Source organism: Sphingopyxis granuli, assembly GCF_001559015.1.
GTDB lineage: Bacteria > Pseudomonadota > Alphaproteobacteria > Sphingomonadales > Sphingomonadaceae > Sphingopyxis > Sphingopyxis granuli.
Window position 1 is genome coordinate 4,193,576 of sequence record NZ_CP012199.1, and the last position, 22,873, is coordinate 4,216,448.

The 22,873-nt window shown below is 66.7% G+C and carries 16 protein-coding genes and 1 pseudogene; 11 read left to right on the top strand and 6 right to left on the bottom strand.

Going from position 1 to position 22,873, the window contains the following annotated elements; all coding sequences use genetic code 11:
- Window positions 1-62: 62 nt before the first annotated feature.
- Window positions 63-494 carry a DUF2497 domain-containing protein gene (locus tag SGRAN_RS19255; RefSeq protein WP_067186239.1) on the top strand — a complete coding sequence of 144 codons (432 nt, stop codon included), beginning with the start codon at window positions 63-65 and terminating at the stop codon, window positions 492-494.
- Window positions 495-551: 57 nt separating this feature from the next.
- Here SGRAN_RS19255 and SGRAN_RS19260 read toward each other — a convergent pair whose 3' ends face one another.
- Window positions 552-2,366, bottom strand: a complete 1,815-nt coding sequence (locus SGRAN_RS19260; protein ID WP_067187187.1) for a DUF885 domain-containing protein — start codon at window positions 2,364-2,366, stop codon at window positions 552-554.
- Between the two features lie 178 nt (window positions 2,367-2,544).
- Between SGRAN_RS19260 and SGRAN_RS19265 the strand changes: the two genes are divergently transcribed.
- Both SGRAN_RS19265 and SGRAN_RS19270 read left to right on the top strand, forming a co-directional pair.
- Window positions 2,545-3,201: a peroxiredoxin gene (locus SGRAN_RS19265; protein WP_067186241.1), complete on the top strand. Its 657-nt coding sequence runs from the start codon at window positions 2,545-2,547 to the stop codon at window positions 3,199-3,201.
- Window positions 3,198-3,572, top strand: coding sequence for an ArsR/SmtB family transcription factor (locus SGRAN_RS19270; protein WP_067186242.1), 375 nt, complete (start codon window positions 3,198-3,200; stop codon window positions 3,570-3,572). Before SGRAN_RS19265 ends, SGRAN_RS19270 begins: the two co-directional genes overlap by 4 nt.
- 419 nt (window positions 3,573-3,991) lie before the next feature.
- Here the strand turns inward: SGRAN_RS19270 and SGRAN_RS19275 are convergent, their stop codons facing one another.
- From SGRAN_RS19275 to SGRAN_RS19290, 4 genes and pseudogenes are all read right to left on the bottom strand, one after another.
- Complete coding sequence (locus SGRAN_RS19275) at window positions 3,992-4,306, bottom strand: ArsR/SmtB family transcription factor (RefSeq protein WP_067186244.1); 315 nt, start codon at window positions 4,304-4,306, stop codon at window positions 3,992-3,994.
- A pseudogene (locus SGRAN_RS19280) lies at window positions 4,303-7,508 on the bottom strand (efflux RND transporter permease subunit). The gene SGRAN_RS19275 and the pseudogene SGRAN_RS19280 overlap by 4 nt, the downstream one beginning before the upstream one ends.
- Window positions 7,505-8,557 carry an efflux RND transporter periplasmic adaptor subunit gene (locus SGRAN_RS19285; RefSeq protein WP_067186246.1) on the bottom strand — a complete coding sequence of 351 codons (1,053 nt, stop codon included), beginning with the start codon at window positions 8,555-8,557 and terminating at the stop codon, window positions 7,505-7,507. Before SGRAN_RS19285 ends, SGRAN_RS19280 begins: the two are co-directional and overlap by 4 nt.
- Before the next feature lie 28 nt (window positions 8,558-8,585).
- Window positions 8,586-8,924: a rhodanese-like domain-containing protein gene (locus SGRAN_RS19290; protein WP_067111338.1), complete on the bottom strand. Its 339-nt coding sequence runs from the start codon at window positions 8,922-8,924 to the stop codon at window positions 8,586-8,588.
- An 81-nt stretch (window positions 8,925-9,005) separates the two neighbouring features.
- Between SGRAN_RS19290 and SGRAN_RS19295 the strand changes: the two genes are divergently transcribed.
- From SGRAN_RS19295 to SGRAN_RS19310, 4 genes are all read left to right on the top strand, one after another.
- Complete coding sequence (locus SGRAN_RS19295; RefSeq protein ID WP_067111341.1) at window positions 9,006-10,283, top strand: NAD(P)/FAD-dependent oxidoreductase; 1,278 nt, start codon at window positions 9,006-9,008, stop codon at window positions 10,281-10,283.
- Between the two features lie 26 nt (window positions 10,284-10,309).
- Complete coding sequence (locus SGRAN_RS19300; RefSeq protein ID WP_067111344.1) at window positions 10,310-10,513, top strand: YgaP family membrane protein; 204 nt, start codon at window positions 10,310-10,312, stop codon at window positions 10,511-10,513.
- Complete coding sequence (locus tag SGRAN_RS19305; protein WP_234002682.1) at window positions 10,513-11,775, top strand: TolC family protein; 1,263 nt, start codon at window positions 10,513-10,515, stop codon at window positions 11,773-11,775. The genes SGRAN_RS19300 and SGRAN_RS19305 overlap by 1 nt, the downstream gene beginning before the upstream one ends.
- A gap of 79 nt (window positions 11,776-11,854) precedes the next feature.
- Window positions 11,855-13,132, top strand: coding sequence for an alginate export family protein (locus SGRAN_RS19310; RefSeq protein WP_148650927.1), 1,278 nt, complete (start codon window positions 11,855-11,857; stop codon window positions 13,130-13,132).
- A gap of 116 nt (window positions 13,133-13,248) precedes the next feature.
- Here SGRAN_RS19310 and SGRAN_RS19315 read toward each other — a convergent pair whose 3' ends face one another.
- A complete protein-coding gene (locus SGRAN_RS19315) occupies window positions 13,249-13,941 on the bottom strand; it encodes a helix-turn-helix domain-containing protein (RefSeq protein ID WP_067111353.1) in 693 nt (230 codons plus the stop codon).
- 209 nt (window positions 13,942-14,150) lie between these two features.
- Between SGRAN_RS19315 and SGRAN_RS19320 the strand changes: the two genes are divergently transcribed.
- Genes SGRAN_RS19320 through narJ form a run of 4 tightly spaced genes read left to right on the top strand, consistent with a single transcriptional unit; the run spans window position 14,151 to window position 22,871 of the window.
- Window positions 14,151-16,916 (top strand): nitrate/nitrite transporter, encoded by a 2,766-nt coding sequence (locus SGRAN_RS19320; RefSeq protein WP_199775019.1) that lies wholly within the window; start codon window positions 14,151-14,153, stop codon window positions 16,914-16,916.
- A complete protein-coding gene (locus SGRAN_RS19325) occupies window positions 16,913-20,650 on the top strand; it encodes a nitrate reductase subunit alpha (protein ID WP_067186251.1) in 3,738 nt (1,245 codons plus the stop codon). Before SGRAN_RS19320 ends, SGRAN_RS19325 begins: the two co-directional genes overlap by 4 nt.
- Complete coding sequence (narH, locus tag SGRAN_RS19330; protein WP_067111361.1) at window positions 20,647-22,173, top strand: nitrate reductase subunit beta; 1,527 nt, start codon at window positions 20,647-20,649, stop codon at window positions 22,171-22,173. The genes SGRAN_RS19325 and narH overlap by 4 nt, the downstream gene beginning before the upstream one ends.
- Entirely contained in the window at window positions 22,173-22,871 is a 699-nt protein-coding gene (gene narJ / locus SGRAN_RS19335; protein ID WP_067186253.1) for a nitrate reductase molybdenum cofactor assembly chaperone, read from the top strand. Before narH ends, narJ begins: the two co-directional genes overlap by 1 nt.
- Window positions 22,872-22,873 lie beyond the last annotated feature (2 nt).

Sequence of the window (22,873 nt, forward strand, 5' to 3'; positions counted from 1 at the left end):
CGCCCCGGACCTTTATGATCGTGGTTAACGCCCGCCGCGCGGGTTCACCGAAGGGGGCAAGGATGGGCGATCTGTCGCGAGAGCCGTCGATGGAAGATATCTTGTCGTCGATCCGGCGCGTCATCGCCCGTGACGAGGCGCCGGGCACGGCGCGCGCCACGCGCACCCCGGCCGACGACATCCTCGACCTGCAGGAGGAAGAAGCAGCGGTGGACGCGCCTCAGGATGCCGCGACAGCGGCGCCGGGCGGCGAGGAACTCGTGTCGGCCGCCAGCGCCGATGCCGCGCGCCAGTCGCTCGACGCGCTGACCGCCGCCGTCGCGCCCGGCACGGCCACATCGCCCGCACCGCCGACCGGCGGCCGCACGATGGAAGAGGTGGTGATCGACACGCTCCGCCCGATGCTGAAGGACTGGCTCGACGCCAACTTGCCGGCGATCGTCGAGACGATGGTCGCAAAGGAGATCAGCCGGATCACCGGCCACCGGCTCTAGGCGGTCTTCTCCGAACGCTGGGAAAGCGAAGGCGGACGCGACCTCGTCCGCCCGCTCTCAGGAGCGCTTAGCTGCGATATACCGCTCCACTTGATCTTCCAGCAGGTCAAGCGGCAATGCGCCTTCGCCCAGCACCGCCTCGTGAAATTCGCGGATATCGAAGCGGGGACCGAGTTCGCGTTCAGCGCGCGCGCGCAGTTCGGCGATCTTGAGCTGGCCGACCATGTAGCTCGTCGCCTGTCCCGGCCAGTTGAAATAGCGGTCGACCTCGCGCGCGATGTCGGTATCCGACACCGAACTGTTCGACCGGAAATATTCGATGGCCTGCTCGCGGGTCCAGCGCTTGGAATGGATGCCGGTATCGAGCACCAGCCGGATCGCGCGCCATACCTGCAGCGACAGCATCCCGAAGCGGTCATAGGGGTCCTTGTACAGCCCCATCTCGTTCGCCAGCCGCTCCGAATAGAGTCCCCAGCCTTCCATATAGGCGCCATAGCCGCCGAACCGGCGGAATTTGGGCAGTCCCGCCAGTTCCTGCTGGCGCGCGATCTGGAAATGATGCCCCGGCGCGCCTTCGTGCGCGGCGATGGCGGCAACCTGCACCTTCTGCGTCTGGTTCATGTCGATCAGGTTGACGTAATAGATGCCGGGACGCGAACCGTCGGCGGACGGCGAATTGTAGAAAGCGGTCGACGCGGTCGCCTCGCGCCACTTCTCCACCGCGCGCACCTCCAGCGCCGCCTTGGGCAGGACGGAGAAATAGCGCGGTGCCGCCGCCATCGCCGCGGCGATCACCCCGCGCGCATCGTGCAGATACGCTTCGCGGCCGGCCTCGCTGTTCGGATATTTGAACTGGGGGTCGGTGCGGATGTGGTCGAAGAACTGCTCGAGCGTGCCGTCGAAGCCGACTTCGCGCTTGATCGCCTCCATCTCCTGCCGGATCGCCGCCACCTGCGCGAGGCCCAGCCCGTGAATCTGGTCGGCGGTGAGGTCGGTGGTCGTCGAACGCTTCAGTCGGTCGGCGTAATAGGCCTCGCCATCGGGCAGGCTCCACACACCGAAATTGCCCTTCGATTGCGGCTCGATCTCGTCGAGCGCCGCGATCAGCGCGTCGTAGCCGCGTTGGAACGGCCCAGTCAGCGCGGCGCCGGCTTCCTGCAACAGCTTGTCCTTCGCCGCGGCCGGCGCGTCGAGCGCGGTCACCTTCTTGCGGAAATCCGCCATCAGCGTCGAATCGGCGCCGCCATCGAAGGGCGCGCCGGTGATGACCTTGCGCGCATCGGCGCGCGCGGGCGCGAAATTGACCTTGTTCGGCACGATTCCCGCCGCGGCCTGCTCGCGCATCGACGCCGCGACCTCGCGCATCACGCGCTCTGTATCGCGCAGGCGGGCGATATAGGCTTCGGCGTCCGCGACGCTGTCGATCTTGTGGTTGTTGATGAGCAGCACGGGAATCTGGCCCGCCGGGCTGCCATTCGTCGTGACCGGGAACCGCAGTTTGCGGAACCGGGCCGATTCGCGGCCGCGTTCGACCTCATATTCGAACAGCCGGTAGCTGACCCGGGCGCGCTCGCCGAGTTGTTCAGGCCGGAAGCGGGCGTGCAGGTCCTGAAGCTGTCGCTCGGCCAGTGCCTGTTCGCGCACCGCGGCGGCATCGGTATAATCGTCGAGCCGCTCATAGTCGGTCTTGAACCCCAGCCGCGTCTGCTCCTCGGGACTCAGCTTCACCCGCTCGTCATAGGCGCGGTCGAGAAATTCAAGCAGCGCTTCGTCCTGGGTGCCCGCCGGCGCCACCTGCGCCAGCGCGGGGGCGATCGCGGGGCCGAACGGCAGCGCGGGGAACAGCAACAGAGCAAGGGCCAGACGCATCATATTCTCCTGATCGAATGGTATCGCTTGTAACCGCGCTTCGGCCCGGCGCAATTGCCGCTCGTCGAATTTGGCGGCAGTTCCGTCGCGTGCGCTGGCTTCGTCGTTTATCATGATGGTGTAAGCGTGTAGGTCGTTCCTTCACTCTTCAACCTGACGGGAGCCGATATTGAGCGCGAGCATGGACGACCCCGGCCTGAGTTCCAGGCCGCTTCGGATCGGTGAGGTCGCGCCCGATTTTCAGGCGCGCACGACGATGGGCGAATTGCGCCTGTCCGACTATCGCGGCCGCTGGGTGCTGCTGTTCTCGCATCCGGGCGACTTCACGCCGGTGTGCACCAGCGAATTCGTCGCCCTCTCGCGCGCCGTCGATCGGTTCGATGCACTGAACTGCGCGCTCGTCGCGATATCGGTCGACAGCCTTTATGCGCATCTGGGCTGGATCCGTGCGATCCGCGACCATTTCGGCGTGACGGTCGGCTTTCCGATCGTCGAGGATCCGTCGATGGTGATCGGCCGCGCCTATGGGATGATCGCGGCGGACGCGATCGACGCGGCGACGCTGCGCGCGACTTTCTTCATCGACCCGGACGGCGTCGTCCGCGCCCGCATCTGCTATCCCGCCACCGTCGGACGGTCGGTCGAGGAACTGCTGCGCGTCGTCGCCGCGCTGCAACGGGTCGACCGCGACAATGTCGTGACGCCCGAAGGCTGGCGCCCGGGCGACGACGTGCTGCTGCCGCCCTGCCAGGACCAGGCGTCGGCGCTCAATGCGGCGGAAGGGCCCTGCTGGTTCCACCAGACGCGGGCCGACAGCGATGGAAAGGCAAGCCGGTGACGCGCTTCACGGAGACCGAACTCGGTACGATCGCGACGCTCCTGAAGGCGCTTGCGCATGACGTGCGGCTCAAGCTGGTGCACACGCTGCTCGAAAGAGGCGAAACGTCGGTGGGCGAACTGGAAGCCCTGACCGGCATCGGCCAGCCGGGCCTGTCGCAGCAGCTTGCGATTCTGCGAAAGGCGGAGCTGGTGCGGACGCGCCGCGACGCGAAGCTCGTTTTCTACAGCCTCGTCCCCGAAACGCTGCAAGGCACGGCAAAATTGCTCCGCGCCCTGTCAACCTCTCCGCACGAAGCGCCCGGGCCGGAGCAGGCGGGCGCACGATCGCGCGTGCGGAGTTCGGCAGCCAGCTTCGCCAAGATGGTTTGAGGTTTGTGGGGATTCGGATAGCGGCGGATCTTCTCGTCACCCTGAACCTGTTTGGCAATGATCCCCTTCCGACAGGTGAGCGTTCCCCGGCGAAAGCCGGGGTCCAGCTACGTGCGCCTGCCTCGCATGGACCCCGGCTTTCGCCGGGGATCACCAGCGTCCCTGTCTCAGGGGTATAAACGCCAACCTGTTTCAGAGCCTGCCCCGGACCCGATCCGGGGGTCCATGGCCTGCCCTCGACTGAAAGGCGGCGCAAAAGGGAAGGTCCGGCCATGGATGCTGAAACAAGTTCAGCATGACGAACGGATGAGGCGGCTCGCCGAAGCCCGAATCCCCAAAGGACGCAGAATCACCATGCACATGTGGGGCTTTTGTGGCTTTAAGCGACAACGACGGGACCGAAGCCTGCTCCAACGGCCTCAGTCGGGCGGCCCGAAGCGGTCGCACAGCATGTCGATCAGCTTGCGGACGCTGTCATCGGCGAGGCTGTAGTAGATGGTCGTGCCGCCGCGGCGGGTCTTGACCAGCCCGCCCTCGCGCAGCCGTCCCAGATGCTGCGACATGCTGGCCTGCGATTGTCCGCACAGCTCGACCAGCTGTCCGACCGCATATTCCCCCTCCATCAGCCGGCACAGGATCAGCAGACGCTGTTCGTGGGCGAGCAGCTTCAGCACGCTCGCGGCATGCGCGGCGTGCTGGGCGAGTTGGGCCAGGGGCGTGTCGAGCGGCATCATCTGGTCGCGGGCTTCCCGTCGTCTCGAAGAAGGATGTAGATCGCGGGAATAACCAGCACTGTCAGCAACGTCGAGGAGGCAAGGCCGAACAGCAGCGAAATCGCGAGACCCTGAAAGATCGGGTCGGTCAGGATCACCGCCGCGCCGATCATCGCCGCGAGCGCGGTGAGCAGGATCGGCTTGAACCGGATCGCCCCCGCTTCGAGCAGGACGTCGCGCAAGCCTTTGTCGGGCGTCGCGGCGTGGCGGATGAAATCGACCAGCAGGATCGAATTGCGCACGATGATGCCGGCCAGCGCGATGAAGCCGATCATCGACGTCGCCGTGAACGGCGCGCGGAACAGCATGTGGCCGATGACGATGCCGACCAGCGTCAGCGGCACCGGGGTCAGGATGACGAGCGGCAGGCGGAAGCTGCGGAACTGCGCGACGACGAGGATATAGATGCCCAGCAAGGCCACCATGAAGGCGCCGCCCATGTCGCGGAACGTGACCCAGGTGATCTCCCACTCGCCGTCCCACAGCAGCGCCGGGGCGCTTTCGTCGGCGGGCTGGCCGTTGAGGCGGATGGCGGGCTTCGTCAGCCCCTTCGCGGCCCAGTCATGGGCCTCCACCGCCCGATCGACCGCCAGCATGCCATAGATCGGCGCTTCATAGGTCCCCGCCAGTTCCGCCATCACCATGTCGGCATAGCGGCCGTCGCGCCGGAAGATGGCGGGGCTTCCCGCCTCGGCCCGCGCTTCGACCACGGCGCCCAGGTCGATGAGCTGGCCCCCCGGGGCCTGCGCGACGGGGGTGCTCGACAGCGCCTGCGTCCAGCTCCGGTCCTTCTGTTCGAGCGCGATAGTGATCGGAAGCGGCGTGCGCCCGTCGCCGCGCGGGGCATAGCCCACCGTCTGGCTGCCCATCAGCATGGCGATGCTATCGGTGACCTGCCGCTGCGACAGCCCGTAATAATCGACGCGGTCGCGCTGGATGTCGAGGCGGAGCCGGGGCCGCGGCGCGCCGAAGCTGTTGTCGACGTCGACGATGAAGGGGATGGATCGAAAGATCGCCTCCAGTTCGGTCGCCGTCTTTCGGCGCGTGGCGGCGTCCGGGCCGTAAACTTCGGCAAGCAGAGTCGCGAGCACGGGCGGCCCCGGCGGCGTTTCCACCACCTTGATCGAGGCGCTGTCCGGCAGCTTCAGCGCCTTCAACCGCTGACGCAGGTCCAGCGCGATTTCATGGCTCGACCGGCTGCGGTCGCCCTTTGGAAGCAGCGTCACCATCACGTCGCCCTGTTCGGGCTGCGCGCGCAGGAAATAATGGCGGACGAGGCCGTTGAAGTTGAACGGCGCCGATGTGCCCGCGTAAAGCTCCATCGCCATCGCCTCGGGCAGCGTGCGCGCGATCCCCGCGACGTCCTCCAGAACCCGGCCGGTGTTTTCGAGCGCCGTCCCCTCGGGCATGTCGACCACGACCTGAACCTCCGACTTGTTGTCGAAGGGGAGCAGTTTCACCGTAACCGCCTTGAAATAGAACATCGAGCAGGCGACGAGCGTCGCGACGCCGACCGCGATCAGGAAATTGCGCGCCGACCGCCGCGTGTCGATCACGCGATGCGCGACGCGGGCGTAAAGCTGCCCCAGCCTGCCGCCGCTTTCGTCATGGCCGTGGACCAGCGCCTTGCGGGCGAAGCGGATCATCAACCACGGCGCGATGACGACGGCGACGAAAAAGGAGAAGATCATCGCCGCCGAGGCGTTGACCGGGATCGGCGCCATATAGGGGCCCATCAGGCCGGAAACGAACAGCATGGGAAGCAGCGCCGCAACGACCGTCAGCGTCGCGACCACCGTCGGGTTGCCGACCTCCGCCACCGCCTCGATCGCTGCCTGGGCGCGGCTGCGACCATCATCCATCGCCCAGTGGCGCGCGATATTCTCGATCATCACGATCGCGTCGTCGACGAGGATGCCGATCGAGAAGATCAGCGCGAACAGGCTGACGCGGTTGATCGTATAGCCCATCAGGTTCGACGCGAACATGGTGAGCAGGATCGTCGTCGGAATGACCACGGCCGTCACCGCCGCCTCGCGCCAGCCGATGGCGAAGCCGATCAGCGCGACGATCGAAACGGTCGCCAGCGCCAGATGGAACAGCAGTTCGTTCGCCTTTTCGTTCGCCGTCTCGCCATAGTTGCGGGTGACGGCGACCTCGACGCCGTCGGGGATCAGCTTGCCTTTCAGGCCTTCGACGCGTTCGAGGATGGCGTCGGAGACGACAACGGCGTTGGCCCCCGCCCGCTTGGCGAAAGCGATGCTGACAGCGGGCGCGCTGTCCCACTTGCCGTCCCCGGTTCCATCGTCCGACTTCGCCCAGCGCCACGCCCGCGCCTGATCCTCACGCGGCCCCTGTGTGACGCTCGCGACGTCGCGAAGATAGACAGGAGCGCCGCCGGCGGACCGCACCGTCAGCAGCCCCACCTCTTGCGCCGACGCCAGCGTGCGGCCCGCAGTCACGCCGACCGCCTTGCCGTCCTCGCGGACGGTGCCGAGCGGAACGCTGCGGTTGGCCTGCGACGCCGCCTCGACCACGCTACCCAGCGGCACGCCATATTGGCGCAGCTTCGCGGGGTCGGGGGCGATGCGGATTTCCTCCGGACGGCCGCCGACGAGGAAGGTCAGCCCGACGTCGTCGACCTTGGCGACCTCGGTGCGCAGCTTCGCCGCCAGTTCGTAAAGGCTGCCGTCGTTCCATTGCCCCGCGGCGCCCGGCCTCGGCGACAGCGTCAGGACGACCGCGGGCACGTCGTTGATGCCGCGCACCGTCACCTTGGGATCGGGAACGCCGACGGGTTTCCGATCCCAATTGGCGCGCAGCTTCTCCTCGATGCGGATCGCGGCATCCTCGGGGTTCGACCCGACGAGGAAGCGCGCCGTCACCATCACTCCGTCGTCCTGCGCCTGCGTATAGACATGCTCGACACCGTCGACGCTCTTGACGATCGTCTCGAGCGGAATGCCGACCAGTTCGGTCGCATCGGCGGCGGAGAAGCCGGGGGCCATCACCTGGATGTCGATACGCTGATCTGCGGTTCCTCCTCGCGCGGGATGGAGAAGAGGGCGAGCAGGCCGACGGCGATCGCAGCGAGAAGGAACAGCGGCGTCAAAGGCGACGCGATCGTCGCCCTTGTCAGGCGGCCCGAGATGCCGAGGTTCATGGGCGCACGGCCTTGACGGGCTTTCCGGGAGCGAACAGCGTGTCGCCCGCCGCCACGCCGCTCAATATCTCGACCCGATCCGGATCGGTGGTGGGGGCGATCTGGACCGGGACCATGCTCAGCCGCTTGCCGCCGGTAACGAGCTGGACCTGATCCATGCCATAGCGCGTGGTGACGAAAGCACGCGGCACCACCAGCGCCCGACGCGTCCCGACCTCGACCGAGGCGCTCACGCGGCGGCCGATGAACCGGGTGTCGAGGCCGGGCAGCGTCGCATCGACGCGGACCCGCCCGCCGGTGATCGCGGGATAGACCTGCGTCACGCTGCCCTCGCGCGGCCCGGAAGGCGCGCCCGCATCGTTCGACCCCATATCGCCGACGATCACCCGAGCGCCGGGACGAACCTGCCCGGCGGCCGATTCGGGCAACATCAGGCGCAGCACCGGGGGGCCCGCGGTGACGGTCGCGATCGACATGCCCGGCGCGACGACCGAGCCCGCCGGAATATCGGCGCGAAGCACGCGACCGCTCGCGGGTGCGAGCACCGCGCCCTGCCCCGCGACGCTGGCGCTCGCGCCCTGCTGCGCGCGCGCCGCCGCGACCTGCGCATCGGCGGCGCGCGCCGCCGCCACCGCCTGATCGAGCCGCGCCTTTGCATAAACTCCGTGCCCGTAAAGGTCGCGGATGCGGGCAATATCGGCATTGGCGCGCGCGGCCTCGGCCTGGGCGGCGGCGACCTGCGCGCCATAAGCACTCGTTTCGTAACCGAGCCGCGAATCGACGATCATACCGATGCGCTGGCCCTTTTCGACCGTGTCGCCTTCGCGGACGGATAGGGTGACGAGCGTGCCGGCTATGCGCGCCAACGCCTCGGCCTGATCGCGCGTAGCAATCTCCGCGCCCACCGCCTTCATGTCGGCGATCTGGGCGTCCGCAAGGCGTAGGGTGGTACCGGCGGGAAGCGCCGCGGCCGCCGCGCCGCGCTCCGGTTCGCCGCCGCAGGCCGATAGCGCCAGAACGGCGCCCGCCAACCAATAGCCCTTGCCCATCCCGCTATATCCCTTCTCGCGGCGACATTCAGCCGCCGACCACCGGAAACCCGGCATTCCTCCACGCGGCGATGCCGCCTGCGAGATGCGTATCGATCGCGCTGCGCGCCCGCGCGCATTGATCGAGCGCCTGCCCGGAGCGCCGCCCGCCCGCGCATTGCAGCACGACCGTCCGCCCTTCGGGATCAGGGATATTACGAGGTGAAAAGCTCGACAGCGGCATGTTTACTGCGCCCGCGATATGGCCGGTCGCGAACTCGCCCGCCTCGCGCACGTCGATCAGGAGCGCCCGGCCGGCCTCCAGCATCGCGCGCAGCTCGGCGGGTCCGACCTCGCGGTGAGCGTCGCGCTTTCGCAACCCGAACATGGATTTTCCCCCTTTTGACTTGATAGTTGCATATAATATGTAAATCTTATATAGTCAACATATGGGACGGAGGGATTGCAGATGGACAAGCCGCTGATCGTGATATTGGGCGCCGGACTTGGCGGCACGCTCGCCGCATACGAGATCAGGGCGGCAGTCGGAAATCGCGCCGACGTGATGACGGTGTCCGACACGGATACATATAGTTTCGTGCCTTCCAACCCCTGGGTCGCGGTGCGCTGGCGCGAACCGGAGGCAATCCAGATCCATCTCCCGCCCGTGTTCGAAAGGAAGAAGATCGGCTTTTCCGCGGTGGGTGCCCGGCGGCTTCATGCCGAAGAGAAGCGACTCGAACTCAAGGACGGAACATCGGTCAATTACGACTATCTTGTAATCGCAACGGGTCCCGATCTCGCCTTCGACGAAATCGAGGGGCTGGGGCCGCAGGGCCATACCGTCTCGATCTGCCAGACCGCCCATGCCGCCGACGCGGCCGATGCGTTCGACGCCTTTGTCGCAAACCCCGGGCCGATCGTCGTCGGCGCGGTCCAGGGGGCTTCCTGCTACGGCCCGGCCTACGAATTCGCGCTGATCCTCGATACCGAACTCCGCCGCCGCAAGATTCGCGACAAGGTGCCGATGACCTTCGTCACCGCCGAACCCTATATCGGGCACCTCGGCCTCGACGGCGTGGGCGACACCAAGTCGCTGCTCGAAAGCGAACTGCGCGAGCGCCACATCAAATGGATCACCAATGCGCGCGTGACCGGGGTCGAGCCCGATGTCATGCATGTCGAAGAAGTGGGTGAGGACGGCGCGGTCAGGAAAACGCACGACCTGCCCTTTGGCTATTCGATGCTGCTCCCTGCCTTCCGTGGCGTCCCCGCCATCCGCGACATCGCGGGGCTGACCAATCCGCGCGGCTTCGTCATCGTCGACAGTTGCCAGCGCAACCCCGCCTTTCCCGAAATCTTCGCGCTCGGCGTCTGCGTCGCCATTCCGCCGACGGGTCCGACCCCGGTGCCGGTCGGCGTTCCCAAGACCGGCTTCATGATCGAATCGATGGTGACGGCGATCGCCGCCAACATCGCGGCAATCCTCGACGGCAAGGAACCGGCGGCCGAGGCGACGTGGAACGCCGTGTGCCTCGCCGACTTCGGCGACGGCGGCGTCGCCTTCGTCGCCCAGCCGCAGATTCCGCCGCGCAACGTCAACTGGTCGGCAAGCGGCAAATGGGTCCATCTCGCCAAGATCGGCTTCGAAAAATATTTCCTGCGCAAGATCCGCCGGGGCGAGAGCGAACCCTTCTACGAGAAGCTGGCGCTTCACGTCATGGGTATCCGCAAGTTGCGTTTCTGACTGTCCGCAAAAGAAGGAGTGCAAAGATGACCCTCGACCGTGCCGTGATGGCGTTCGCCGGATGCGTCGTGCTGATCGGCGTCGCCCTGTCGCTCACCGTGCATCCGTGGTGGATCGCGCTGACGGCCTTCGCCGGCCTCAACATGCTCCAGGCGAGCCTTACCGGCTTCTGCCCTGCCGCCCGGCTGTTCAAGGCGTTCGGCGTGCGTCCGGGGGCCGCCTTCCGGTGATGTCCGTGCGGTCGATCGCCCTCCCCACGCTGGCCGGCCTGCTCGCGAGCGTCGCCATGCCTGCGCAGGCGACGACGCTGCAAGAAGCGATCGCGGCCGCCATGACCCACGCGCCCGAGATCGAGGCTGCGCGCGCCGATGCCGACGCCGCCGACGCGCGCATTGCCGAGGCCAAGGGTCACGGCCTGCCCAGCGCGGTGCTGAGCGGGACGATCGGCCAGGGGCGGCTCGACCCACAGGGCTATTTCGGCCTTCCGGCGGCGACCGTCACTCCGCGCGCCGCGCAGCTCGTCATCGAGCAGCCGCTGTTCACGGGCGGCCGGGTCGGCGCGGGGATCGCGCAGGCGAAGGCGGGCAGCGAGGCCGCGCGCGCCGGCGAGGCGATGACCCGCAGCCGGATCGTCGTCGATACGGTCCGCGCCTATGGCGACGTACTGACGGCGCGGCACATGATCGCGCTCTACGAACAGATGGTCGGGCAGATGGAGGAAATCCAGCGTCACGCCCGGCTTCGTTTCGCTGCCGGCGAAAGCCCCAACACCGACGTCGCCCAGGCCGCCGCGCGCCTCGCCGAGGCGCAGGCGGCGCTCGAACGCGCGCGCGGCCTTGCCGTCTCGGCGGACGCGCGCTTCGCCAACCTGACCGGTCTTGCGCCGCAGAACCTGCGGCCGCTTCCGGCGAATCCGGCGATGCCCGCGTCGCTCGACGAGACCCTCGACAGTGCGCGCGCGAACAACCCCGCCCTTATTCAGGCCGAGGCGGCGCTGGAGGCCGCGCGCGCGGCGGCGCGGGGTGCACGCGCCGAACGCTTGCCCACGGTCGGAGCCTTCGCCGAAGGATCGACGCTGCGCGACCAGTTCTTCCCCGACTACCGCGCCGACGGCGCCACGGTCGGCGTGCGCGCGCGCTGGCAATTGTTCGCCGGCGGGCGCGTCGCGGCGAAGATCGCCGAATCGGACGGCGCCGTCCGGGCGGCCGACGCCCGGGTCCGCGCGGCGCGGTCCGCCGTCGACGAACAGACGATCGGCGCGTTTCAGGATGTTCGGACCGCCGAACTGGTCGAAGCCGCCGCCGCCCGGCAGCGGCTCGCCGCCGACCAGGCGCGCGAAAGCGTCCGCCACGAGGTTCGGGTGGGCATGAAACCCCAGCTCGACTGGCTCGACGCCGAGCGCGAGGCAACCGCGGCGGCGGTTGGCGAGGCCGTGGCACAGGCCGACCGTATCGTCGCCGCCTACCGCCTCCTCGCGCTGATCGGACGCTGAGACGGGTCCGGGTCGATATTCCCGACCGCAATTGACGGATATCAATTCCTAAAGCGCGCGAAGGTGCAAGAGCGCCGCCATGATACAGAACCGATCCGCATCCTCATCCCTGATCTGGCGCCATGGACTGGCGATGGTCCTGATCGGATCGGTCACGCCATGGTCGAGCGCCGCGGCACAGGGCACGTCCGCGCCATCGGCGCCCGCGGTATCGCCCGCCTCGCCCGACCCGATCACCCCCTATCTGCACGCCCGCTATCGCCTCGAAACGGTCGATCAGGCGGACATCGCCCAGTCGGCCACAGCATCCACGCTGCGGCTGCGCGCCGGGCTGCGCACCGCGGTCTGGAACGGGCTGAGCGCGTTGGTCGAGGGCGAGGCGGTCGTGCGACTCGGCCCCAGGGATTATAACGACACGGTCAACGGCCGCACCGCCTATCCGGCCGTGCCCGACCCGACCGACGTCCTGCTCAACCAGGCCTATGTGCGCTGGCAGCCGGCGCGGGAACTCGACGTCGTCGCCGGACGGCAGACCGTCAATCTCGACAACCAGCGCTGGGTCGGCAGCGTCGACTGGCGCCAGAACGACCAGACGCTCGACGCGGTGCGGGTCGGGATCGCACCCGCGGCGGGCGCGCGGATCGACTATGTGCACAGCTGGCGGGTCAACCGCGTGTTCGGGCCCGATTCGCCGCAGGGAATCTGGCGCGATTCGAACATCCACCTGTTGCGCGGCTCGGCGACGGTGCCGACCGCCGGCACGTTGACCGCCTATGGCTATTGGCTCGACCTGCCCGCCGCGCCCGCCCTGTCGTCACGCACGCTGGGCGTCCGCTTCGCGGGCGATCATGCCATGGACGGCGGCGTCAAGCTGTATATGGCCGGCGAATATGCGCATCAGCGAAGCCATGGCGCCAATCCGCGCCGCATCGGCCACGACTATTGGCTGATCGAGCCGGGCCTCGGGGTCGGGCCGGTCGTCGCGCGCGTCGGCTATGAACGGCTGGAGGGCGACGGCACGACGGCGCTTCAGACCCCGCTCGCCACGCTGCATGCGTTCAACGGCTGGACCGACCGCTTCCTGACGACGCCCGCCGACGGTCTGCGCGACCTGTATGGCGATCTGCAATGGCGTCTGGGTCCGGTGTTCACCGATGCGCCGGCGACGCTGCGTTTGCAGTGGCACGATTTCAACGCGACGCACGGCGGCCGAAACTACGGTCGCGAAGCCGGGGCGTGGCTGACCGTGCCGGTGACGCGGCGGATCACGACCTCTTTCAAGCTGTCGCATTACGATGCGCAGCGATTCGCCAGCGACACCACCAAGGCGTGGCTGTCGATCGAGGCGCGTTATTAGAGACAGGCCCAGCCGGCACGATATTCCCCTTCCCCTTCAGGGGAGCGGGCGGGGTGGGGTCCTTCGGCCTATTGCGATCCCACCCCAATTCCTTCGCACCTTGCGCGACCCGATAGTCACTGGTCGTCGATGACCATGTCGGGCCGCGCAAGGGCGGTGAGCTTCGCGCGATCGACGATCCGCACCGTCGGTCCGTTGATCAGCGCCCCATGATCGGCCAGCGCGCCGCAGGCGCGCGACAGATTTTCCGGCGCCATGCCGAGCAGCGAGGCAATCACGCGCTTTTCGGCCGGCAGGGTGAATTGGGCCGCACCGCCCTGCGCCTTGCTTTCCAGCAACAGGAAATTGGCGAGGCGTTCGAGCGTCTGCCGGACCTTCATGTCGGTGAGGGCGCGAATCACGGTGCGATAGCGCAATGCGATTTCGGTCAGCGCGCTCTGCGCGAATGCGCTGTCGCGGACGATGGCGTCGCGCAGCAGCGAGGACGGGATCATCAATATGCGCGACGCCGACAACGTCCGCGCGGACATCAGATAGCGCTGATCGGTATAGGCCGCGGCCAGGATGAAGCTCGAAACCGGCCGCACCAGCTGAACCGTGACCTCGCGTCCCGCGCTCGCGGTATAGAGTTCCACCAGCCCGTCGACGAGGATATGCAGGAAATCGGCGCGCGCGCCAACCTCGAACAGACGAAGGGCGGGCGGAAACACCTGAAGGAAGGCGGCGGCAAAGACCGAATCGCGTAATTCGGGCTGCATCGCCGCAAACATCGGCAGGGTCGCGATTTCAGGGATTTCTTCGCTGCGCATCACCCTCGGCTACGTAGATGATTGCGCAATGTCAATCATTCGATTGACTATTATCACCCTATTTTCAGCTTTCGACGAAGTCTGGATTGCGCCGCATCAGGCGGGGGCGATTTTACCGCTGATGCCGACGAAGTTTGACGCAGGTCAACGGCGCTTTTCGGCCCCGTCGGCATGGGTACGGCCACCATATGCCCGAAGGGGAAAATAAAGTGGCATCGACAGCACAGGTGCAACCGACCCGAAGCCAGCAGAACGGCGCGCTGACGCTCAGCACCGTCGCCTTCACTGTGTGTTTCGCGGTGTGGACGATCTTCGCGATCGTCGGCATCGAGATCAAGAGGGAGCTCGGCCTCAGCGAGACCCAGTTCGGCCTGCTCATCGGCACGCCGATCCTGACCGGGTCGCTGGTGCGCGTCTTTCTGGGCGTGTGGACCGACCAGTTCGGCGGCCGGATCGTCTTTCCGCTGACCATGCTGGCATCGGCGGGGGCGACCTTCCTGTTGTCGCACGCCGCAACCTATCCGCTGATGCTGCTCGCCGCGCTGGGGATGGGTGTCGCGGGCGGCGGCTTCTCGGTCGGCGTCGCCTATGTGTCCAAATGGTATCCGCCCGAAAAACAGGGGTCGGCGCTCGGTATCTTCGGAATGGGGAACGTCGGGGCGGCAGTCACCAAATTCTTCGCGCCCTGGGTGATGGTCGCGCTCGGCTGGCAGGCTGTGGCGCAGTTCTGGGCGGCGGGGCTCGCCGCGGTCGCGGTGCTGTTCTTCCTGTTCGCGAAGGACGACCCGGCGCTCGCGGCCCGGCGACGCAGCGGCACTCCGCCGCGTTCGTTCCGGGAACAGCTCGCCCCGCTCAAGAATGAGCAGATCTGGCGCTTCTCGCTCTATTACTTCTTCGTCTTCGGCGCGTTCGTCGCGCTGGCGCTGTGGCTGCCCGAATATCTGATGGGAGTCTACGGCGTCGACGTGAAGGTCGCCGGCATGCTGGCGGCCGCCTTCTCGCTGTCCGCTTCGGTCTTCCGGGCCTATGGCGGCATGCTGTCCGATCGCTTCGGCGCCCGGCGCGTCATGTACATGACCTTCGGCATGTCGCTGGTGCTGCTGTTCATGCTCTCCTATCCGGCGACCGACTATACGGTTCACGGCATCCACGGCGACATCCGCTTCTCGACTTCGATGGGGCTCGTCCCCTTCGTGGTCGTGATCTTCATCCTCGGCTTCTTCATGTCGCTCGGCAAGGCGGCGGTCTACAAGCATATCCCCGTCTATTATCCCGACCATGTCGGCTCGGTCGGCGGTCTCGTCGGCATGATCGGCGGGCTGGGCGGGTTCGTGCTGCCGATCGTCTTCGGCGCCGTCAGCGACCTGACCGGCATCTGGACGAGCTGCTTCGTCGTGCTGTTCCTGCTGGTGGCGGTCGCCTTCATCTGGATGCACACGGCGGTCCGCCAGATGGAGCGCGAAGCCGCCGAAGCGACCACCCTGCCGCCTTTCCCCGAACTGGCGAAGGTCCATGCCGAGCGCGTCAAGGCGCAGCAGGCCGTTCACGCCGCGACCGGCTCGCCGCGTGTGCTCAAGGAGTGGCAGCCCGAAGACCCCGCCTTCTGGAAGGAGGTCGGCCAGAAAGTGGCGCACCGCAACCTATGGCTTTCCGTGCCCGCGCTGCTGCTGGCGTTCGCGGTGTGGATGGTCTGGTCGGTGGTCGTGGCAAAGCTGCCGCTGATCGGTTTCAACTACACCACCGACCAGCTCTTCTGGCTCGCGGCGCTTCCCGGCCTGTCGGGCGCGACCTTCCGCATCTTCTACAGCTTCATGGTGCCGATCTTCGGCGGCCGGCTGTGGACGACGCTGAGCACGGCATCGCTGCTGATCCCCGCGTTCGGGATCGGCTATGCGGTGCAGAATCCCGCGACGCCCTATTTCATCTTCCTGGTGCTGGCGCTGCTGTGCGGGTTCGGCGGGGGCAATTTCGCTTCTTCGATGGCGAATATCGGTTTCTTCTTTCCCAAGGCGCAGAAGGGCAGCGCGCTGGCCGTCAACGCGGGCCTCGGCAATCTGGGCGTGTCGGTGATGCAGTTCGGCGTCCCGCTCGTCATTACCGCGGGGGTGTTCGGCGCGCTCGGCGGCACGCCGCAGATCGCCACCGACGGCAGCCAGCTCTGGCTCCAGAACGCGGGCTTCATCTGGGTGCCCTTCATCATCGCCTCGACGATCCTCACCTGGCTGGGGATGAACGACATCGCCGACGCGAAGGCGAGCTTCGCCGAGCAGGCGGTGATCTTCCAGCGCAAGCACAACTGGCTGATGAGCTGGCTCTATACCGGCACGTTCGGGTCGTTCATCGGCTTTTCCGCAGGCCTTCCCCTGCTCGCCAAGCATCAGTTCCCCGATATCGACGTCCTGAAGTTCGTCTTCCTCGGCCCACTCGTCGGTGCGATCAGTCGTGCGGCGACCGGCTGGATTTCCGACCGCTGGGGCGGCGCACGGGTCACCTTGTGGGTGTTCCTGCTGATGATGGCCGGCGTCGTCGGCGTGATCTATGCGCTCGAAGCCGAAAGCTGGTGGGGTTTCCTCGGCATGTTCGTGTTCATGTTCGCTGTCACCGGGGTGGGCAACGCCTCCACCTTCCAGATGATCCCCAACATCATGCGGCTGGAGGTGCCGCGCCTGATGCCGCATCTGTCCGCAGCCGACCAACTGCGGCAGGCGGAGAAGGAATCGGCGGCGATCGTCGGCTTTACCTCCGCCATCGCGGCCTATGGCGCCTTCTTCATCCCCAAGAGCTTCGGCTCCTCCATTTCGGCGACGGGGTCGCCGCTGGCGGCGCTGATCGGCTTCCTCGCCTTCTATGCGAGTTGCGCCGCGCTGACCTGGTTCGTCTACACGCGGCGCGGCGGACTGCTGTATGATATCGAGCGGGGACGCGTTCCCGCCCCCGTCGCCCCATCCACCCTCACCCAGGGAGTTTCCGCATGAGCCAGCTGCTCGACCGCCTGACCTTCTTCCGCAAGACGAAGCAAAGCTTTGCCGACGGGCACGGCGTCACCACCAATCAGAGCCGCGACTGGGAGGACGGCTATCGCAAGCGCTGGCAGCACGACAAGATCGTGCGCTCGACGCACGGCGTGAACTGCACCGGCTCCTGTTCGTGGAAGATCTACGTCAAGGGCGGGATCATCACCTGGGAAACGCAGCAGACCGACTATCCGCGCACGCGGCCCGACCTGCCCAACCACGAACCGCGCGGCTGCCCGCGCGGGGCAAGTTACAGCTGGTACATCTATTCGGCGCAGCGCCTGAAATATCCGATGGTGCGCTCGCGCCTGCTCAAGCTGTGGCGCACGGCGCGCGCGATCCGCACGCCGGTCGCCGCCTGGGCGTCGATCGTCGAGGATCCGGCGAAGCGCAAGAGCTACACCGCGATCCGCGGCCATGGCGGCTTCGTCCGGTCGACCTGGGACGAGGTGAACGAGATCATCGCCGCCGCCAACGCCTATACGGTCAAGGCCCACGGTCCCGACCGCGTCGTCGGCTTTTCGCCGATCCCGGCGATGTCGATGGTCTCCTATGCCGCGGGCGCGCGCTATCTGTCGCTGCTCGGCGGCACCTGCCTCAGCTTCTACGACTGGTACTGCGACCTGCCGCCGTCCAGCCCACAGACCTGGGGCGAGCAGACTGACGTCCCCGAAAGCGCCGACTGGTACAACGCCGGTTTCCTGATGATGTGGGGCTCCAACGTGCCGCAGACACGCACGCCCGACGCCCATTTCATGACCGAGGCGCGCTACCGCGGCACCAAGGTCGCCGTCGTCTCCCCCGATTATGCCGAGGCGACCAAGTTCGCCGACCTCTGGCTCAATCCCAAGCAGGGCACCGACGCCGCGCTGGCGATGGCGATGGGGCATGTCATCCTGCGCGAATTCCACCTCGACCGGCAGGCCGAATATTTCGAGGACTACTGCCGCAAATATTCGGACATGCCGATGCTGGTCCGGCTTGTGCCCGGCAAGGGCGGGCTGGTCCCCGAACGGCTGGTGCGCGCATCCGATTTCGCCGATGCGCTCGGCGAGGCCAACAACCCAGAATGGAAGACGGTGGCGATCGACGCCAACACCGGCCGACCGGTGGCACCGCTCGGCTCGGCGGGCTTCCGCTGGGGTGAGCAGGGCAAGTGGAACCTCGAGGAAAAGGACGGACGGGGCGCGGACACGAACCTGCGCATGACCGCGATCCTCGATAGCGATCACGACGATGTCGTCGATGTCGCCTTTCCCTATTTCGGCAACCGCGAGCATGACCATTTCAAGGGCACCGAGCATTCAGACGTGCTGCCCCGCCGCGTGCCGGTGCGCGAAATGGCGCTGAAGGACGGCAAGGCCTATGTCGCCACGGTGTTCGACCTGTTTTGCGCGAATTATGGCCTCGACCGGGGGCTGGGCGGCGGGAATGTCGCGCGCGATTATGCGGAAAACATGCCCTACACGCCCGCGTGGGCGGAGCGGATCACCGGTGTGCCCGCCGACCAGATCATCACCATCGCGCGCGAATTCGCGCACAATGCGGAGATCACCAGGGGCAAGTCGATGGTGATCCTGGGGGCCGGCCTGAACCACTGGTACCACATGGACATGAACTATCGCGGCATCATCAACATGCTGGTGATGTGCGGGTGCGTCGGCCAGTCCGGCGGCGGCTGGTCGCACTATGTCGGGCAGGAGAAGCTGCGGCCGCAGACGGGCTGGACCGCGCTCGCCTTCGCGCTCGACTGGAACCGGCCGCCGCGCCACATGAACGGCACCAGCTTCTTCTATGCCCACACCGACCAGTGGCGTTACGAGACGCTGGACGTCGGGGAGATATTGTCCCCCACCGCGCCGGAGGGCGACTGGGACGCGAGCCTGATCGACTACAACGTCCGCGCCGAGCGCATGGGCTGGCTCCCGTCCGCGCCGCAGCTCAAGACCAATTCGCTGGACGTGGGCAAGGCGGTCAGGGCGTCGGGCAAGGAGGCGAAGGATTATGTCGCCGCGGCGCTGAAATCGGGCGAGCTGGAACTGTCCTGCCTCGACCCCGACAATCCGGCCAACTGGCCGCGCAACATGTTCGTCTGGCGCTCGAACCTGCTCGGCTCGTCGGGCAAGGGGCACGAATATTTCCTGAAGCATCTGCTTGGCACCGCGCACGGCGTCCAGGGCAAGGACCTGGGCGAGGCCGGCCGGCAGAAGCCCAAGGAAGTCGTGTGGCGCGACGAGGCGCCGCAGGGCAAGCTGGACCTGCTGGTCACGCTGGATTTCCGCATGTCGACGACCTGCGTCTATTCGGACATCGTGCTGCCGACCGCGAGCTGGTATGAAAAGGACGACCTCAACACGTCCGACATGCACCCGTTCATCCATCCGCTGTCCGCCGCGGTCGACCCGGTGTGGGAATCGCGCAGCGACTGGGAAATCTACAAGGGCATCGCCAAGCGATTCTCCGAGGTCGCGCCGGAGGTGCTGGGGGTCGAGCACGACGTGGTGCTGACCCCCATCCAGCACGACAGCCCCAACGAGATCGCGCAGCCCTTCGACGTCGCTGACTGGGGCAAGGGCGAAATCGAGCCCATCCCCGGCAAGACGATGGCGACCGTCGCGCTGGTCGAGCGCGACTATCCCAATCTCCACAAGCGCTTCACGTCGCTCGGCCCGCTGATGGAGAAGCTGGGCAACGGCGGCAAGGGCATCGGCTGGAACACCGACCACGAGGTCGAGAATCTGCGGGCGCTGAACGGCGCGGTGCTCGACGAAGGCGTGTCGAAGGGCCTGCCGCGGATCGACACCGCGATCGACGCGGCCGAGGTGATCCTGATGCTCGCGCCCGAAACCAACGGCGAGGTCGCGGTGAAGGCCTGGGGCGCGCTGTCGCAGAACACCGGGCGCGACCACACCCATCTGGCGCTGCCCAAGGAAGAGGAGAAGATCCGGTTCCGCGACATCCAGGCGCAACCGCGCAAGATCATCTCCTCCCCCACCTGGTCGGGGCTGGAGAGCGAGCATGTCTGCTACAACGCCGGCTATACCAACGTCCACGAACTGATCCCGTGGCGGACGCTGACCGGGCGGCAGCAGCTGTATCAGGATCACAAGTGGATGCGCGCCTTCGGCGAAGGCTTCTGCGTCTATCGCCCGCCCATCGACACCAAGGCGGTGAAGCCGATGATCGACGAGGCGAAGGATGCGCCGCACGTCATCCTCAACTTCATCACCCCGCACCAGAAATGGGGCATCCATTCGACCTACACCGACAATCTGCTGATGCTGACGCTGTCGCGCGGCGGGCCGATCGTGTGGATGAGCGAGGTCGACGCCGCCAAGGCGGGGCTGGTCGACAACGACTGGGTGGAGGTTTTCAACAGCAACGGGGCGCTCGTCGCGCGCGTCGTCGTCTCGCAGCGCATGAAGGAGGGCACGCTGTTCATGTATCACGCGCAGGAGAAGATCGTGAACGTCCCCGGATCGCCGCTGACCGGACAGCGCGGCGGCATCCATAATTCAGTGACGCGCGCGGTCCTGAAGCCCACGCACATGATCGGCGGCTATGCCCATCTGGCCTATGGCTTCAACTATTATGGAACGGTCGGGTCCAACCGCGACGAATATGTGATCGTCCGCAAATTGCAGAAGGTCGACTGGCTCGAAGGGGCCCTCGCCGAAGGGGAGACGGTAGCATGAAGATTCGCGCCCAGATCGGCAAGGTGCTCAACCTCGACAAGTGCATCGGCTGCCACACCTGTTCGGTGACGTGCAAGAATGTGTGGACCAGCCGCGAAGGCATGGAATATGCTTGGTTCAACAACGTCGAGACCAAGCCCGGCATCGGCTATCCCAAGGACTGGGAGAATCAGAAGCGCTGGAACGGCGGTTGGGTCCGCACCGCGGGCGGTTCGATCCGCCCGCGCATGGGCGGCAAATGGCGGTTGCTGGCCAAGATTTTCGCCAACCCGGACCTGCCCGAGATCGACGATTATTACGAGCCCTTCACCTTCGACTATGCCCACCTCCAGCAGGCGGGCGAAAGCAAGGCCTTCCCCACCGCGCGGCCGCGCAGCCTGATTTCGGGCGAACGGATGGAAAAGGTGAAATGGGGCCCAAACTGGGAAGAGATACTGGGCGGCGAATTCGCGAAGCGGTCGGAGGATTACAACTTCGAGGGCGTCCAGAAGGAAATCTACGGCCAGTTCGAGAACACCTTCATGATGTATCTGCCGCGATTGTGCGAGCACTGCCTCAACCCGACGTGCGTCGCGGCCTGCCCGTCGGGCGCGATCTACAAGCGCGAGGAGGACGGTATCGTCCTGATCGACCAGGAGGCATGCCGCGGCTGGCGCATGTGCGTGTCGGGCTGTCCCTACAAGAAAATCTATTACAACTGGAAAACCGGCAAGTCGGAGAAGTGCATCTTCTGCTATCCGCGCATCGAGGCGGGGCAGCCGACGGTCTGTTCCGAAACCTGCGTCGGGCGCATCCGCTATCTGGGCGTGATGCTCTATGACGCCGACCGCATCGAAGAAGCGGCGAGCGTCGAGGACGTCGAGGACCTCTATCAGGCGCAGCTCGACATCTTCCTCGATCCCCACGATCCGGCGGTGATCGAACAGGCGCGCAAGGACGGCGTCCCCGAAGCGTGGCTGGAGGCGGCGCGCCATTCGCCCGTCTACAAGATGGCGATGGAATGGAAGGTCGCCTTCCCGCTCCATCCCGAATATCGCACGCTGCCGATGGTCTGGTACGTGCCGCCGCTGTCGCCGATCAACTCGGCGGCGACCGCGGGGCAGATTTCGGTCAACAACGGCATGCCCGACGTCCGGTCGCTGCGCATCCCGCTCAAATATCTCGCCAACCTGCTGACCGCAGGCGACGAGGAGCCGATCGCGCGCTGCCTCGAACGGATGCTCGCCATGCGCGGCTACATGCGCGCGAAGACCGTCGAGGGCGTGCGGAACGAGGGCATCGCCTCGGCCGTCGGCCTGACCGGCGCGCAGATCGAGGAGATGTACAAGGTGATGGCGCTGGCGGACTATGAGGACCGCTTCGTCATCCCGACGGGCCACCGCGAGGATGCCGAGGACATGTTCGACGAGCGCGGATCGTGCGGCTTTTCGTTCGGCAACGGCTGTTCGAGCGGGACCAGCGAGACGAACCTGTTCGGCGCCCCGGCGCGCAAGAAGCTGCAAACGCCGACGGAGGTGTTCTGATGCGCGCGCTGCACCTCTTGTCGCTGCTGCTGCAATATCCGACGCCCGAACTGCAGGCCGTCTGCGGCGAGATTCGCGAGCGGCTGGCGGCCGACGCGGACCTGCCGCCGGACACCGTTCGCCGGCTTCACCCGCTGCTGACCCGGCTGGCCGCGAGCGACATCTATGCCGCGCAGGAAGCCTATGTCGAGCTGTTCGACCGCGGCCGGGCGCACAGCCTGCACCTGTTCGAGCATGTCCACGGCGAAAGCCGCGACCGCGGCCAGGCGATGGTCGACCTGCGCGAACGCTATCTGGGCGCGGGGCTGGAGCCGACGGGGAACGAGCTGCCCGACTATCTGCCGCTCTTCCTCGATTATTGCTCGACGCTGCCGCCCGAGGCGGCGCGCGAGGCGCTGGCCGAACCGGGCGTGGTGCTGGTCGCGCTGGCGGCGCGGCTGGCCGAGCGCGAGTCGGACTATGCGCCGCTGCTCGCGCTGCTCTGCGACATCGCCGGCGTCGAGCAGGACGAGGACGCGCAGAAGGCGCTGTCGCCCGTCGACGACCCCGCCGACCTGGAGGCGCTCGACCGGCAATGGGCCGAAGAGGAAATCCGCTTCACCGCCGACGCCGCGCCCGACCCCAATGCCCCCTGCCCGCAGGTGGGCGGCATGCTGGACCGCATGCTTTCGCCCGCCCCGACGCCAGCAAGGAATTGAGC